A 15,777-nucleotide genomic window follows, 5' to 3' on the forward strand; every position below is an offset into this window, starting at 1 on the left:
CTGGAAGATGAAATATTAACGCACTTTTTCCCTTCATGCAAATAGGGTAGCCAAGCTACCTGCCAATTGATGACAGAAACACAGATAACACGCATTCTTGAAGCCGCTTTACTATGTGCCGACGAGCCCTTGTCGATCGAGCAGCTAGGCAGGCTTTTTGGTGAAGGCGGCCCCAAAGGCAGCGAACTGCAGACGTATCTTGAAGGCTTGCGCGAGGCGTGGGCGGATAAAGGTCTCGAATTGGTACAGCTGTCCAGCGGATGGAGGTTCCAAAGCAGGGCCGAGATGCAGCGTTACCTCGAGCGTCTCAATCCCGAGAGGCCGCCGCGCTACTCTCGTGCCGTTCTAGAGACCTTGGCCATTATTGCCTGGCGCCAACCTGTTACGCGTGGCGATATCGAAGATATACGAGGGGTCACGGTTTCCTCTCAAATCGTCAGGACGCTCGAAGAGCGGGGCTGGATCGAGGTGCTCGGGCACCGCGATGCGCCCGGCCGGCCCGCGCTGTTGGGCACCACCGCACAGTTTCTTGACGACCTTGGCCTGAAGGCCCTTGACGAGCTGCCGCAGCTCGAAACCCAGGACGGCGTTGCGGCATTGGCGGGGCTGAACTTCGAAGAGGTTTCCGTTCCCGCAGCCCCACCCGACGATGAAGCCGTAAGCGAAGCCGCCGACGACGGACATGCTGCCTCAGGTGATGACATGGCCGAGGCGCCAGCGGTTGAACCTGCTATGGAGCCGGCCGTTGCAGACGATGACACTCAGGACGAGGCATTGGGCCGCGTATCGGTCCTGCAAGAACATGACGACAAAGATTGACACGGAGTATTTCTAACAATATGAATCAAGCAGAACAACCAGCAGCGACAGATAAAGAGTCGCTGGCAAAGCAAGACACTGAAACTGGCACAAGCGGCCACGACGGAAAGCCCGGCGCAGCCCGTGGAAGAGGGCGCAAGCTGCGCACGCCTTTCCGGCGCCGCCGTGGCGATGCCGCAGAGGCCTCGGCCGAGCAGCCTGCCGCCGAGGCGGCGCCCCAAGAGGCGAGCCCGGGCGCGCGGCCGGCGCGTACGCGTGGGGCCTCCAAGGCAGGTGCAGAGAAAGAAGCCGACAAGGCGTTGGCTTATCTGGATAAAGAAGCCAAGATGGAACAACGGCTGGGCAAATTCCTTAGCAGCGAGGCCGTCATGCCCAAATTGCATAAGGTGCTGGCTGATGCGGGTGTCGGTTCACGCCGCGAAATGGAAGAGCTCATCGTGGCCGGCCGGGTATCCGTCAATGGCGAGCCGGCTCACATCGGCCAGCGAGTGGGCGCACAAGACCAAGTAAGGGTCAACGGCCGCCTCATCGCCAGGCCTAATTCCTCCAAGCCGCCGCGCGTCATCCTATATCACAAGCCGGCTGGTGAAATCGTCAGTCACGACGATCCCGGCGGGCGAGCCACGGTATTCGCGCGCCTGCCCAAGATGAAAATTGGCAAGTGGCTGTCCGTGGGCCGGCTTGATCTTAATACCGAAGGGCTGCTCATCCTGACCACCTCCGGCGACTTGGCCAATCGCCTCATGCACCCGCGTTACGGCGCCGAGCGTGAGTATGCCGTCAGGGTCCTGGGCGAGCTCGCACCAGAACAACAAACGCGCCTGGTCGAGGGCATGCAGCTCGAAGACGGCGAGGCCAAGTTTGGCGTGCTCGAATACCTGGGCGGCGAAGGCAGCAACCGCTGGTATAGGGCCACGTTGCAAGAGGGGCGTAATCGCGAGGTGCGGCGTATGTTCGAGGCGGCTGGAGTTACCGTCAGCCGCCTGATTCGCACCCGTTTTGGCGAGGTCGTGTTGCCACGCAACCTGCGCCGGGGGCGCTGGGAAGAGCTCGACGCCTCTTTGGTAACCGCCCTGATGGTTCAATTGGGCTTGATCAGCGCTGATGGCGAAGACGGCGATCCGCGGCGAAGCCGCAAGCCTCGCCAGCCCGTCTCGAACGAGAATGCCCTGCCTCCGGGTTACGGCACGATGGAGCGTAATGGCTTGAACGGCGCGAAGATTAGTCGACGGGGCAAGCTGTCGGGCGGCCGTCCGGCAAAAAGCGGCGCCGCCCCAAACCAGACGTTCCCATCCGACCCCTATGGCACAGGCTTGATGTTTAGCGGTGGCCTGCCTAATGGCCACCCTGAAGCCGGCGTCAACAAGCCCAAAAAGCAAGGGCGGCGAAAGCCCCCTCACGGAACCAAGCCTGCGGGCCAAGGCCCTGAGGCGGCGGCGGAAAAACGCCGCACGCCGCGTAAAGGCAAGGGCCAGCCAAATAAAGCGACTGGACGCCAGGGCGACGCCAAGCCTTCCAGCCGAGGCCAGGCGAGCAAGGGAGCCTCGGCGCGTGGCGACGATTGGCAGCCACGCGGCGCGTCGGCGCATGAATCCAGGCTCGGAATAATTGGCGGTCGAGGGCGTTAAAACACCGGCTGTTCGGGCCGGCTGGCAATAAGCACGCGGCCCGCGCACCTTTATCGCGCCCTTTTCAAGGTAAGGCCTAGATAAATCACGATCTTTTGCCTAATTCTGTTAGAATGTAGGGCTTTACAGCTATATGTGTTTGCGACAGTAGGCTTGCAGCGCAAGGCCTTTGGGCAAAGGGTCGTTTGACAGCACTGAAATATAGCGGCACATTTTCTAGTGCGCCCGACGCCTGGCCGGTATCATGGCAAGGCATTGATGGCGCAACAATATGGGCTGAATGACAGCCCTTTTTTTTTGAGTTTATGGCAGATCTATTCGCACTGACACAACAGGCCATTGCAGGTATGGATGTCGAGCTTGTCGATGTCGAACGCGCCCCATTGGGGTTGCTGCGCGTCACTATTGACCGTGATGGCGGAGTGCGCATAGAAGATTGCGAGCAGGTCTCGAAGCAGTTGTCGCGTGTGTACGAGGTCGAAGACATCGACTATAAGCGTCTCGAAGTCGGTTCGCCGGGCGTTGATCGCCCTCTTAAAAACATGGCCGATTTTCATCGCTTTGCGGGGCAGCGTGTCGAAATACGGCTGCGCCAGGCTATCGATAGCCGTAAGGTGTTCTCGGGCATATTGCATGCTCGCGACAATGCCGGCGAGACCGGCGCGGCTGCAGGTGCTTCCTTCGAACTCGAGCTCGAGCCCGAAGGAAAATCCGACGAAGCCAAGGTCTTGAGCTTCGTCTTCGATGATGTTGATCGTGCCAAATTGGATCCCGTTCTTGACTTCAAGGGTAAAAAGCGATGAGTCGCGAAATTCTTCTATTGGTTGACGCCCTCGCGCGTGAAAAAAACGTAGCGCGCGAAGTGGTATTCGGTGCGCTGGAAAACGCATTGGCGTCCGCCATGAAAAAACGCTTCAAGGAAGACGCCGATGTCCGCGTGTCCATCGATCGCGAAACCGGAGCCCACGAGGGCTTTCGGCGTTGGCTGGTGGTGCCCGATGACGCCGGCTTGCAAGAGCCCGACCAGCAAGAGCTTTATTCCGAGGCTCAAGAGCTTGTGCCGGGTATCGAGGTGGGCGAGTACATCGAAGAGCCCCTCGAGCCTGAAGAGTTCGGTCGCATTGGCGCCCAAGCGGCCAAACAGGCTATTTTGCAGCGCATTCGCGACGCCGAGCGCGAGCAGGTGCTCAATGATTTCCTCGAACGGGGCGAAACCATTGTGTCCGGCTCGGTCAAGCGCATGGACAAAGGCGACGCCATTATCGAAACCGGCAAGATCGAGGCGCGTTTGCCCCGCACCGAAATGATTCCCAAGGAAAACATCCGCGTGGGTGATCGCATCCGCGCCTGGGTGCACAAGGTTGATCACACGGCGCGTGGGCAGCAGGTTATCTTGTCGCGCAACGCGCCTGAGTTCATCCGCCAGTTGTTTGACAACGAGGTGCCCGAGATCGAGCAGGGCCTGCTCGAAATCAAGGCGGCCGCGCGCGATCCCGGCGTGCGTGCCAAAATAGCTGTTGTCGCCTATGACAAACGCATCGATCCCATCGGCACTTGCGTGGGTATGCGCGGTTCGCGCGTCACCGCAGTGCGCAACGAATTGGGCGGTGAACAAGTAGACATCGTGTTGTGGTCCGACGACCCTGCCGAATTCGTCATCGGTGCGTTGGCGCCGGCCCATGTCGAATCCATTGTGGTCGACGAAGACCGTCACGCCATGGACGTCGTGGTCGATGCCGAGAACCTTCCCAAGGCCATCGGCGCGCGGGGGCAAAACGTGCGTCTGGCTTCCGAACTGACGGGCTGGCAGATCAATATCATGACGCCCGAAGAAAGCCAGAATCGCCAGGACGAAGAGCGCACAGAGCTTCGTCAGGCCTTCATTACCCGCCTAGACGTCGATGAAGAAGTCGCCGACATCCTCATCGATGAGGGTTTCACGGGGCTCGAGGAAATCGCCTACGTTCCCATCCAAGAGCTGCTCGAAATCGAATCCTTCGACGAGGATACCGTCAACGAGTTGCGCTTGCGTGCGCGCAACGCCCTGCTGACCGAGGCCATTGCCCAGGAAGAGCAGGTGCAAAAGGTCGATCCCGCAGTGCTCGAGCTCGAAGGCATGACGCCCGAGCTTGCCGTCAAGCTTGGCGAGCACGACGTCTACACGCTGGACGACTTGGCCGAACTGGCCACGGACGAATTGTCCGAAATCACCCAGTTGGACGAAGAAGCGGCCAGCGCCCTCATCATGAAGGCGCGCGCCCATTGGTTCAGCGACGAAACATGAGTGCAATCATGTCGGACTGAACCCTATATTCATTGAAAACGTAGTTGCAAGTAAGAGAGAGTCGAATGTCGAGTAACACCGTCGCCCAGTTCGCAGTCGAGCTGAAAATGCCTGCCAACGTGCTGCTAGAGCAGTTGCGTGCCGCCGGCGTTGAACTTCAGTCGGTTGACGATGGTGTCACCGACGCAGACAAGGCGAAGCTGCTCGAGTCTCTACGGCGGGCCCATGGCGCCTCCGAGGGACAGAAGATCACGCTCACCCGCCGCCAAACCTCCGAAATCCGTCAGGCCGACAGCTCTGGGCGCTCGCGCACCATTCCTGTCGAGGTACGCAAGAAACGCGTATTTGTCAGGCGCGACCCGAGCGAGCTTATGGCTGAGGCAGCCAAGGCCGAAGCTGCTGCCAAGACTGAAGCCGCTGCAAAAGCCGAAGCCGATGCCAAAGCGGAGGCAAGCAGTGCAGAGTCAGCCGAAGCGCAAGACGTCCAGAGCAAGGTCGAGCAGGCCGCCCCCGAGCCCCAGGCTGCCGCGCCTTCTGCTGCTCCCGCAAGCGAATCGGCCGAGCCGCAGGCTGTCGAACCCGCCCAAGAGGCTCCCAAGTCGCAAGCCGACGAGCCTCAGCAGCCCGCTGCCGAGAGCCCGAAAGCTCAGCCTGAGCCTGAGCCTGAGCCTGAGCCCGAAGCCGAGCCCGCCCAGCCCGAGGCCGATCGCGAAGCCGAAGCGCCCGCAGCTGAACCCGTCGAACCGGCTGAAGCGGTTGCTCCTGAAGCGCCTGCCGAGGCCGACGCCGTTGCTGCAAAGGCCCAGGCCAAGGCAAGCGCCGCACAGGCTGCTGACAAGAAAGCAGAGCCTGCGCCGGTAACGCAGTCGCCTGCCGAACTAGAGGCGGCCGAGGCCGCCGACCAGCAAGCTCGCGACGAAGAGCGCGAGCGTGCGCGCAAAGCGGCCGAAGCCGAAGCTGCAGCGTTGCGCCAGATGCTCAGCCGTCCTCGAAAAGTGCTCAAGGCGCCCGAGCCTGAGCCTTCCAATATGTCAGGTACGCTGCACAAGCCGGCTGGAAAAGGCGCCGCCAAGAAAGACGGCAAGGCTGCGGGCGAGGTCAAGAAAACCGTCAAGGGCTCCGAGATTTCCACCGCCTGGAGCGACGACAGCGGCCGCAAGAAGCCTTCCCCGCGCGCTGATGCGGCGCCGGCCAGCCCCAGCCGCGATGGCTGGCGTGCTTCCGGGAAATCCGGCAAGGGCGGACGCGGCCGTAACAGGCACTCGCAGGTCGAGCGCAAAGAGCCGCAAGTAGTCGAGTTCATCGCGCGTGAAGTCCACGTGCCCGAGACCATCAGCGTCGCCGATCTGGCCCATAAAATGTCGGTCAAGGCGGCCGAGGTCATCAAGCAATTGATGAAGCTGGGTCAGATGGTCACCATCAACCAGGTGCTCGACCAGGAAACGGCCATGATTCTGGTCGAAGAGCTCGGACACATTGCCATCGCGGCCAAGCTCGACGACCCGGAAGCCTTCCTGGATGTTGCTGAAACCGACGGTGTCGAGGTCGAGTCCTTGCCGCGTGCTCCGGTGGTCACTGTCATGGGCCACGTCGACCACGGTAAAACCTCGCTGCTCGACTATATCCGAACCGCCAAGGTTGCCTCCGGCGAAGCCGGCGGCATTACGCAGCACATCGGCGCCTACAGCGTCAAGACCGAGCGGGGTGTGGTTACCTTCCTCGATACTCCCGGCCACGAGGCGTTTACCGCCATGCGGGCGCGCGGCGCCAAAGCGACCGACATCGTCATTTTGGTGGTGGCGTCCGATGACGGCGTGATGCCCCAGACCAAAGAGGCCATCCATCATGCCAAGGCCGCCGGCGTGCCCCTGGTTGTGGCAATCAACAAGATCGACAAGCCCGAGGCCAACCCCGAGCGTGTCAAGCAAGAGCTCGTCGCCGAAGAGGTCGTGCCTGAAGAGTACGGCGGCGACGTTCCGTTCGTGCCCGTGTCGGCCAAAACCGGCCAGGGTATCGACGAACTGCTCGAAAACGTGCTGTTGCAGGCCGAGATGCTCGAGCTCAAAGCGCCGGTCGATGCTCCCGCCAAGGGCATTGTCATTGAGGCTCGCCTCGACAAGGGGCGCGGGCCGGTGGCCACTATCCTGGTGCAAAGCGGCACGCTGTCGCGCGGCGACGCAATGCTGGCGGGCGCGAGTTTCGGTCGGGTGCGCGCCATGCTGAACGAGAACGGCAAGCCGGTTACCAGCGCCGGGCCCGCCACGCCGGTTGAAATCCAGGGCCTTACCGAGGTGCCCGCTGCGGGTGACGAGGTAATCGCCATGACCGACGAGCGCAAGGCCCGCGAAATCGCCTTGTTCCGCCAGGGCAAGTTCCGCGACGTCAAGCTGGCACGTCAGCAGGCGGCCAAGCTCGAGTCCATGTTCGAGAACATCGGCGAAGGTACGCAAACCCTGGCCCTCATCGTCAAGACCGATGTCCAAGGCTCGCAAGAGGCTTTGGTGCAGTCGTTGCTTAAGCTGTCCACCGACGAGGTTCGGGTGCAAGTGGTGCACGCGGCGGTCGGCGGTATTTCCGAAAGCGACGTCAACCTGGCTATCGCTTCGCATGCGGTCATCATCGGTTTCAACGTCCGTGCCGAGCAAAGCGCCAAGAAACTGGCTGACAATAACGGCATTGATCTGCGTTACTACAACATCATTTACGATGCGATCGACGACGTGCGCAACGCGATGTCCGGCATGCTGGCGCCCGAGAAGCGCGAAGAAGTCATCGGCATGGTTGAAATCCGCGAGGTCTACAGCGTTTCGCGCATCGGAAACATCGCAGGCTGCATGGTCACCGATGGCGTGGTGCGTCGCGATTCCCAGGTTCGCTTGCTGCGCAACCATGTTGTGCACTGGACCGGCCATATCGATTCCCTGCGTCGCTTCAAGGATGACGTCAAAGAGGTCAAGTCGGGCTTCGATTGCGGTATTACCCTCAAGGGCAATAACGACATCGAGGTCGGCGACCAGCTCGAAATTTTCGAGATCAAAGAGTTCGCAAGGGCGCTGTAAGCATGGGCCGTCACAAATCCAGACCGAACCAGGGCCGCAATACGCGGTTGGCCGACCAGATCCAGAAAGATCTGGCCGGCCTCATCCAGCGCGAGATCGACGTGTCCCGCGCAGGCCTGGTGACGCTTACCGGTGTGGACCTGTCCGCCGATTACGCTCACGCGAAAGTGCATTTCACCGTCATGGGCGCCGAGCCCCAGGCGGCCGAGGCAGCCCTGAACGAAAAGGCCGGATGGCTGCATTCGCTGCTGTTCAAGATGCTGCATATCCATACCGTGCCCACCTTGCGTTTCGTCCATGACGAACGTTTGGTGCGAGGCATCGAGCTATCGCGTCTGATCGACGAGGCCAACCGGCCGCAAAGCTATTCCGCCGCCAAGCCCGCCGAGCCCGAAGACCCCGACGAGCGCTCCTGACGGGGCTGTCGTTGCTGCTTACAAGAGAGACGAGACGATGGCTTCCCGACGCGGGCAGATGCTCGATGGTGTCTTATTGCTGGACAAACCTGAGGGTTTGTCCAGCAACCATGCCCTTCAAAGGGCCAAACGTGCGCTGGATGCGCGCAAGGCCGGCCACACCGGTACCTTGGATCCATTTGCGACGGGCTTGCTGGTCTGTTGCCTGGGCCGGGCCACGAAGATTTCGGGAGCCATGCTCGAGGCCGACAAAGTCTATGAGGCCACGGTGCGCCTGGGTGAGGAAACCGACTCGGGCGACCTGACCGGTCACATTGTATTTCAAGAGCCGCCCGATGCGCAGCCCGTTACACAAGCGCGTTTCGAGCAGGCGCTGGAGGGTTTTCGCGGAGAAATCCTGCAGGTTCCCCCCATGTACTCCGCCTTGAAGCGTGATGGAAAGCCGCTTTACGAATACGCCCGCCAAGGCATCGAGCTTGAACGGCCGCCCCGCGCGGTGACGATACATCGTCTGGAGCTGCTGGATTTCAATGGCCGCGATGCGCGCATTTTGGTGCATTGCAGCAAAGGGACGTATATTCGCACCCTGGCCCAGGACATCGGCCGGGCGCTGGGTTGCGGCGCGCATCTGTCCGCCTTGCGGCGAACCGAGGTCGGGCCTTTCCGCCTTGAGAACGCCGTGGCGCTGGAAACGCTTCAGGCAATGCCCGAGCCCCAGTCAGTGCTGATAGCGCCCCAAGACTTGCCCGATGGTCTGTGGCCGGAAAATTTCAAATCAAAGGATCAACTATGAAACGCGCCTTGCGCAATGTAGCCATCATCGCTCACGTCGATCATGGCAAGACCACACTGGTGGACCAGTTGCTGCGCCAGTCAGGCACCTTCCGCGATAACGAGCAGGTGTCCGAACGGGTAATGGACTCGGGCGACATCGAAAAAGAGCGCGGCATCACGATTTTGTCGAAGAACTGCGCGGTGGAATACGAAGGCACCCACGTCAACATCATCGACACCCCCGGCCACGCCGATTTCGGCGGAGAGGTTGAGCGCGTGCTGTCTATGGTCGACGGCGTGCTGCTGCTGGTGGATGCCGTTGAAGGCCCCATGCCCCAAACTCGCTTTGTTACCCGCAAGGCGCTTGGCTTGGGACTGAAGCCCATCGTGGTGGTCAACAAGATCGACCGGCAGGGCGCCCGCCCCGACTATGTCATAAACGCCACCTTCGATCTGTTCGATAAACTGGGCGCCACCGAAGAGCAGCTTGATTTCCCGATTATCTATGCGTCGGGGCTGTCCGGCTTCGCGGGTCTGACCGATGACGTGCGAAGCGGCGACATGCGTCCATTGTTCGATGCCGTGCTCAAGCACGTGCCGCAGCGGGAAGACGACGCCGAAGGACCCTTGCAGCTACAGATCATCTCCATCGACTACAGCACCTATGTTGGCAAGATCGGCATCGGCCGGGTCAATCGCGGCAAGGTTCGTGCAGGCCAGGATGTAATGGTGCAGTTCGGCCCGGGCGGAGAAAGCCTCAGGGGGCGTATCAACCAGGTGCAGCAGTTCAGCGGTCTGGATCGTGAATTGGTCGACGAAGCCCAGGCGGGCGATATCGTGCTGATCAACGGTATTGAAGACATCGGCATCGGATGCACGGTAATGGATCCGGCACACCCTGACCCGCTGCCCATGCTGCGCATCGACGAACCCACGCTTTCCATGAACTTCATGGTCAACTCTTCGCCCTTGGCGGGCCGAGAGGGCAAGTTCGTCACGAGCCGCCAGCTTCGCGACCGGCTTGAGCGAGAGCTCAAATCCAACGTTGCGCTGCGCGTGAACCCCACTGATGACGACATGGTCTTCGAGGTGCGCGGGCGCGGCGAGTTGCACTTGACCATCCTGCTTGAAAACATGCGCCGCGAGGGCTATGAGCTGGCTGTTTCGCGCCCGCAGGTATTGATCAAGGAAATCGACGGTGCGCGCCATGAACCCTTTGAGCTGCTTACTGTCGACATCGAAGAAGGCCACCAGGGCGGAGTGATGGAAGAACTGGGCCGGCGCAAGGGCGATTTGCTGGACATGCAATCTGATGGCCGCGGCCGCACCCGGCTTGAATACCGGATTCCGGCTCGCGGTCTTATCGGCTTCCAGGGAGAGTTCATGACCCTGACGCGCGGCACCGGCCTGATGAGTCATATTTTTGACGATTATGCACCCATGCGCGAAGGCGGGGTGGGCGAACGCCGAAACGGCGTGCTGATAAGCCAGGACGACGGCGCCGCTGTGGCCTACGCACTTTGGAAGCTGCAAGAGCGCGGACGTATGTTCGTCAGCCCAGGTGATGCGCTGTACGAAGGCATGATCATTGGTATCCATAGCCGGGACAACGACCTGGTCGTTAACCCGATCAAGGAAAAGAAGCTCACCAATATCCGCACCACCAGCAAGGACGAGCATATCGACCTGGTGCCCCCGGTTCGTCTGACGCTCGAGTACGCGGTGGAATTCATCGCCGACGATGAGCTGGTTGAAGTCACTCCCAAATCCATTCGGCTGCGCAAACGCTATCTGCAAGAGCACGAGCGTCGCCGCGCCATGCGCGAAGCAAGCTAGGCTCGTCCACGAAACAGCCTGCGAGGCTGTTTCGTGCTTGACAGGTTCGGGCTGCTTGGCAACGAACACTTACCAGCTGTGTTAACAAACGCCGGCTCCCGCGATGATGGGGCCGGTGGCATTTTAGCGTCTACGCCTTTTGACGGTCGCACGACGCAAGTTCATGAGGAGAAATCCGTCATTTAATGACTTTCAAGGAGTATGTCTTGACTCGAAACACGAGAATTGCAATTTTGGGCGCCGGCCCAAGCGGGCTGGCCCAGTTAAGGGCATTCGAGGCTGCGCGCCGGGCCGGAGCGAAGGACCTTCCCGAAATCGTGTGTTATGAAAAGCAGAACGATATCGCCGGCATGTGGAACTACACATGGCGCACGGGGCTGGATCGAAACGGCGAGCCCGTGCACGGCAGCATGTACCGGTATCTGTGGTCGAACGGACCGAAAGAGTGCCTGGAGTTTGCCGATTATTCTTTCGACAGGCATTTTGGCCGGCCGATTCCTTCATATCCGCCGCGTGAGGTTCTTAAAGACTACATCATGGGCCGCCTCGACAAACGGGCCATTTTTAACTACATAAGGCTCGAATGCCCGGTCAGGTGGGTAACGTACGACGAAGAAACCGAAAAGTTCACCGTTACGGTCATGAACCACAAGAGCGGCGACCAGGAAACCGAAGAGTTTGATTATGTAGTCGTGGCAACCGGCCATTTCTCTACGCCCAATATGCCTTATTTCGAAGGCCTTGAGCAGTTTCCCGGCCGCGTTCTGCATGCTCACGATTTTCGTGACGCGCTTGAATTCGAAGGCCAGGATCTGTTGCTTGTGGGCGGAAGCTATTCCGCCGAAGACATCGGCACGCAATGTTACAAGTACGGTGCCGCGTCGGTCACCCTGAGCCACCGTGGAGACCCCTTGGGCTTCGACTGGCCCGAAGGTATCGAAGAGCGTCCCTTGCTTACGCATTTGGAAGGTAACGTCGGCCATTTTGACGACGGCAGCAGCAAGAGCTTTGACGCTGTAATTATGTGCACCGGATATTTGTTCCACTTTCCGTTTTTGCCCGACGAACTGCGCCTGCAGACACATAACTGTCTTTATCCCGAGAACCTCTATAAAGGTGTGTTCTTCCAACCGAACCCCAAGCTGATCTACCTGGGCATGCAAGACCAGTATTTCACCTTCAATATGTTCGATGCACAGGCCTGGTTGGTGCGTGACGTTATTATGGGCAAGCATGCTCTTCCAGATGCCGACGAAAGGCTGAAGGACATGCATGAATGGCTGAAAGAGCACGAAAAACTTCAAACCCCTCACGAGTCCATCGATTTTCAGGCCAAATACATACGCGACCTGATATCGCACACTGATTACCCCGACTTCCCGATCGAGCAGCAGGCCGAGCTGTTCAAGTCTTGGCTGCAAGACAAGGACGACGACATTATGGGGTTTCGCAATGTATCGTACCCATCGACGATCACCGGCACGATGGCAGCGAAACTGCCTCGCCCTTGGCTGGATATCAAGGACGACTCTCTGGAGGGCTTTATGGCGCTTAAGTTCGTCGAAGCCGAGTCTGCCAAGTAGATAAGAAATCGGCTGGGGCTTTCGGCTCCGGCCGGCCGTGTGCGCTTTTGGGATAATAATGGGCGCTTGCGGGATAGCCGCGTTGCGCACGCCGCTCATAATGGTCTGTAACCATCCTACGACAATAAAACCCGTTCGACCGTAGCGGGACAGGAGACAGACCATGGACGGAATCCACGACAAAGTTGCCATTGTTACCGGTGGCGCGACAATAATCGGCGCTGCGGTGGCGGCCGCGTTACATGCTGGTGGTGCGCGGGTAGTCATCGCTGACATCGACAGCGAAGGCGGCCAGCGTGTTGCCGACAAGCTCGGAGAAAGAGTCACCTTCATTGCAACCGACATTTCCGACGATGACCAGATTGAGCAATGCGTGGCGGCCACTGTCAAGGCGCATGGCGGGGTAGATTTCCTGGTAAATCTGGCCTGTAGCTATGTCGACGACGGCATTGAGTCTTCGCGCGATGATTGGAACCAAAGCCTCAGTGTCAATGTGGTGGGCGCCGTCATGATGAGCAAGGCGTGCCGGCCCCACATGATCTCCCGGGGCGGTGGCGCCATCGTCAATTTCAGCAGCATCAGTGCCAAAGTCGCCCAAACGGGGCGATGGCTTTACCCGGTCGGAAAAGCCGCCGTCGCACAACTTACACGCAGTATGGCCATGGACCTGGCCCGCGATGGTATCCGAGTCAATTCGGTCTCTCCGGGCTGGACTTGGTCCCGCGTGATGGACGAGCTTTCGCAGGGGAATCGAGCCAAAACCGACAAGGTGGCCGCGCCGTTTCACATGTTGGGGCGTGTTGGAGACCCGGAAGAAGTTGCACAAGGCGTGTTGTTCCTATGTTCCAAGCAGGCTTCCTTCATTACCGGGGCCGACTTGCCCATTGATGGCGGCTACAGCGCCATGGGGCCGGAGCAGGGCGTGCCCGCAATTCCATTGCTGGCGCAGTAAACGGCAAGCCCGCACTTTGCCCACACATCGTATTTCAGCCGGAAACCATAAAACCGGCGAAAACAGGAGACAAGCATGAAGATCGGAATTATCGGAGCCGGCTTTGCCGGAATGGCCTCGGCCAAGGTATTGACGCAGTTTGGACATGAGGTAAGCGTATTCGAGAAGGCGTCGGACGTGGGTGGCGTATGGAGCGCTACGCGCCGTTATCCGGGCCTGCGTACGCAAAACAATAAAGATACCTATTGCTATACAGATTTCCCCATGCCCGCCTCTTACCCTGAGTGGCCTTCCGGCGAGCAGGTACAACAATATCTTGAAGACTACTCCAGGCACTTCGACCTTAACGGCTCCATACGGTTGAACACCGAGGTGCAGGCGGCCGAGCAAAGAGGTGACGAGGGCTGGAGCCTGACAGTGCGTGACGTTAATAGCGATCAGACAACGCAGCACGAGGTGGATACTCTTGTGGTGGCCAACGGCATTTTTTCTGAGCCTTTCATCCCATCTTACGAAGGTCGCGAGGCTTTCGAGGCCGCGGGGGGCCGGCTGTGCGCAGCGTCCGAATTCCACGACGTCGAAGAGGCTCGCGGCAAGCACGTGCTGGTGGTGGGCTATGGGAAGTCGTCGTGTGATGTCGCTGCGGCAGTGGGTGAAGTTGCCATGTCGACCAAGGTCATAGCGCGAGAACTGTTGTGGAAGATGCCGCGCAAGATCATGAACGTGCTCAATTACAAATACCTGATGCTGACACGCATGGGCGAGGGCTTGTTCCCCTACATAGAAAAACGCGGTTTTGAGCGCTTTTTGCATGGCCCCGGAAAAGGTGTGCGCGATGGCATGATCAAATCGCTACAGTCTGTCTCAACCAAACAGCTAAGGCTCGACAAGCTCGGCCTGGTGCCCGATGGAACCTTCGACCGCATCGCCCGCAGCACGGTCAGTCTTGCCACCGACACCTTGTATCGTCAAATAGAAGAAGGGCGCAGCGAAGTTGTGCGTGATTGCGAAATTATCCGCCTGGGGCAAGATGGTGGCCAACCGGTGGCCGAGTTAAGCGATGGCCGAAAGGTGCCGGCCGAACTGATCATCTGCGGTACCGGTTTCAAGCAGGTTGTGCCGTTCTTTTCCGACGAATTGCAAGAACGGCTCACCGATGAAGAAGGCAACTTCATGCTGTATCGGCAAATTCATCCGCTCGAGGTTCAAAACCTCTATTTTTGTGGCTATAACTCTTCTTTCTACAGCCCTCTAAGCGCAGAGGTGGCCGCGCTATGGATCGCCGCCTCGATGATGGGTGACATCACCTTGCCGCCGCTAGAGCAAAGGCGCAAGCATGTAACGACGCGCCTGCGCTGGATGGAGGAACGCACCGAGGGCAAGCATGCCCGGGGCACCAATATCATTCCATTCTCGATGCACAATATTGACGAGATGCTGAACGAAATGAACCTGAATGTGTCGGCGCTGACTCGGTTCAAGCAATGGTTGCTGCCTACAAATGCCAATGACTATCGTTCAGTGACAAAAAAGCTTCAAAAGCGGCTTAAGGTGCATGCAAAGACGGACAAGCCGGCTGCTCCGAACTGGCGCGGCAGGCCCGCCGCCTAGCGAGCTTCATCTTATTAAGACAGAACGGCTGCCGCCTTGCTAACACTTTCGAGCGGCGGCCGTTTGGCTGGGAGTTTCGCCGAATTGAGCGCGATACGCCTGGGTGAAGTGCCCAAGATGCGAAAACCCGGCATTGAGCGCCAAGCGGGTGATTTGAACAGTTTGACCCGCTTCGCGGGCGCGCAAGAGTTTTTCTCGCACTTTTTGCAAGCGCACCAAGCGTAGAAAACCCATGGGCGATGTGCCTTTGTATTGCTGGAAGCCCTTGTGCAGGCTGCGCGAACTGATGGCGGCGTGGCGCGCGAGCATGTCGACGGTAATGGGTTCGCTGTAATGCGCCAAGATGTATTCTTCTGCGCGTTTCACGTAATGTATGGGGGGCGTGTGGGCCGGTCCGGACAATGCCTGACTGTAGTTGTGCGGGTGCTGGCTAAGCAGGGTCGTGATCAGTAGGTCTTCGACCTGGCGGGCGATTAGGACATGTTGGCTTGCATGATCTGAAAACGCCGACGAGGCAAGGAACTGAACCAGTGCCCTCCAGGCGGCGCCCTGGCGCGTACGAAGATCCATTCCAAGCTGGAACTCGATCGGGCGGGGCAGGGCATAACCCAACTGGGCGCTGCAGGCGGCTTCAAGGGCAGTGCGCTCGAGGCGCACGATAAGTTGGTCGCATTGCCCCTGCCAGCGCATGTGCAGGGGCAGGGTCGGAGTCAGCACAGAGGCCAGCAGAGGATTGGATGAGATTTTTTGATCGCCGCAGCGGATTTGGGCGGTGCCCTGCAAGGGCATTTGCACCAAGAGGAAGTCGTTGAGGC

11 protein-coding genes and 1 pseudogene are annotated in these 15,777 nt (G+C 59.4%); 11 read left to right on the plus strand and 1 reads right to left on the minus strand.

Annotated elements, in window-relative coordinates; all coding sequences use genetic code 11:
• Positions 1–69: 69 nt before the first annotated feature.
• From scpB to ACIY1O_RS14220, 11 genes and pseudogenes are all read left to right on the plus strand, one after another.
• A pseudogene (gene scpB / locus ACIY1O_RS14170) lies at positions 70–708 on the plus strand (SMC-Scp complex subunit ScpB); the annotation flags it as partial.
• A gap of 131 nt (positions 709–839) precedes the next feature.
• Positions 840–2,447: a pseudouridine synthase gene (locus ACIY1O_RS14175; RefSeq protein ID WP_397475746.1), complete on the plus strand. Its 1,608-nt coding sequence runs from the start codon at positions 840–842 to the stop codon at positions 2,445–2,447.
• Positions 2,448–2,752: 305 nt separating this feature from the next.
• Positions 2,753–3,250, plus strand: coding sequence for a ribosome maturation factor RimP (gene rimP / locus ACIY1O_RS14180; protein WP_397475747.1), 498 nt, complete (start codon positions 2,753–2,755; stop codon positions 3,248–3,250).
• On the plus strand, positions 3,247–4,731 hold the full coding sequence (gene nusA, locus ACIY1O_RS14185) for a transcription termination factor NusA (protein WP_397475748.1): 1,485 nt from the start codon (positions 3,247–3,249) through the stop codon (positions 4,729–4,731). The genes rimP and nusA overlap by 4 nt, the downstream gene beginning before the upstream one ends.
• 65 nt (positions 4,732–4,796) lie before the next feature.
• Entirely contained in the window at positions 4,797–7,790 is a 2,994-nt protein-coding gene (gene infB, locus ACIY1O_RS14190; RefSeq protein WP_397475749.1) for a translation initiation factor IF-2, read from the plus strand.
• A 2-nt stretch (positions 7,791–7,792) separates the two neighbouring features.
• A complete protein-coding gene (rbfA, locus tag ACIY1O_RS14195; RefSeq protein ID WP_397475750.1) occupies positions 7,793–8,206 on the plus strand; it encodes a 30S ribosome-binding factor RbfA in 414 nt (137 codons plus the stop codon).
• 37 nt (positions 8,207–8,243) lie between these two features.
• The gene (truB, locus tag ACIY1O_RS14200; protein WP_397475751.1) at positions 8,244–8,999 is read left to right on the plus strand and encodes a tRNA pseudouridine(55) synthase TruB; all 756 of its coding nucleotides are present in this window, start codon (positions 8,244–8,246) and stop codon (positions 8,997–8,999) included.
• Positions 8,996–10,816 (plus strand): translational GTPase TypA, encoded by a 1,821-nt coding sequence (gene typA, locus ACIY1O_RS14205; RefSeq protein ID WP_397475752.1) that lies wholly within the window; start codon positions 8,996–8,998, stop codon positions 10,814–10,816. The genes truB and typA overlap by 4 nt, the downstream gene beginning before the upstream one ends.
• Positions 10,817–11,022: 206 nt before the next feature.
• The gene (locus ACIY1O_RS14210) at positions 11,023–12,399 is read left to right on the plus strand and encodes an NAD(P)-binding domain-containing protein (protein WP_397475753.1); all 1,377 of its coding nucleotides are present in this window, start codon (positions 11,023–11,025) and stop codon (positions 12,397–12,399) included.
• Between the two features lie 163 nt (positions 12,400–12,562).
• A complete protein-coding gene (locus ACIY1O_RS14215) occupies positions 12,563–13,351 on the plus strand; it encodes an SDR family oxidoreductase (protein WP_397475754.1) in 789 nt (262 codons plus the stop codon).
• Positions 13,352–13,426: 75 nt separating this feature from the next.
• Positions 13,427–14,962 (plus strand): flavin-containing monooxygenase, encoded by a 1,536-nt coding sequence (locus ACIY1O_RS14220; protein ID WP_397475755.1) that lies wholly within the window; start codon positions 13,427–13,429, stop codon positions 14,960–14,962.
• 39 nt (positions 14,963–15,001) lie between these two features.
• On the opposite strand, the gene ACIY1O_RS14225 is transcribed toward ACIY1O_RS14220, so the two are convergent.
• A partial coding sequence (locus tag ACIY1O_RS14225; protein WP_397475756.1) for an AraC family transcriptional regulator occupies positions 15,002–15,777 on the minus strand: 776 nt, incomplete at its 5' end.

The sequence above is a fragment of the Pusillimonas sp. genome (genome assembly GCF_044464525.1).
GTDB lineage: Bacteria > Pseudomonadota > Gammaproteobacteria > Burkholderiales > Burkholderiaceae_B > Pusillimonas.

What these genes read in the sequence shown, in the direction of transcription:
- ACIY1O_RS14220 (WP_397475755.1), top strand. Translation starts at nt 13,427, where the DNA reads ATGAAGATCGGAATTATCGGAGCCGGCTTTGCCGGAATGGCCTCGGCC.
- ACIY1O_RS14215 (WP_397475754.1), top strand. Translation starts at nt 12,563, where the DNA reads ATGGACGGAATCCACGACAAAGTTGCCATTGTTACCGGTGGCGCGACA.
- infB (WP_397475749.1), top strand. Translation starts at nt 4,797, where the DNA reads ATGTCGAGTAACACCGTCGCCCAGTTCGCAGTCGAGCTGAAAATGCCT.
- typA (WP_397475752.1), top strand. Translation starts at nt 8,996, where the DNA reads ATGAAACGCGCCTTGCGCAATGTAGCCATCATCGCTCACGTCGATCAT.
- ACIY1O_RS14175 (WP_397475746.1), top strand. Translation starts at nt 840, where the DNA reads ATGAATCAAGCAGAACAACCAGCAGCGACAGATAAAGAGTCGCTGGCA.
- truB (WP_397475751.1), top strand. Translation starts at nt 8,244, where the DNA reads ATGGCTTCCCGACGCGGGCAGATGCTCGATGGTGTCTTATTGCTGGAC.
- rbfA (WP_397475750.1), top strand. Translation starts at nt 7,793, where the DNA reads ATGGGCCGTCACAAATCCAGACCGAACCAGGGCCGCAATACGCGGTTG.
- nusA (WP_397475748.1), top strand. Translation starts at nt 3,247, where the DNA reads ATGAGTCGCGAAATTCTTCTATTGGTTGACGCCCTCGCGCGTGAAAAA.
- rimP (WP_397475747.1), top strand. Translation starts at nt 2,753, where the DNA reads ATGGCAGATCTATTCGCACTGACACAACAGGCCATTGCAGGTATGGAT.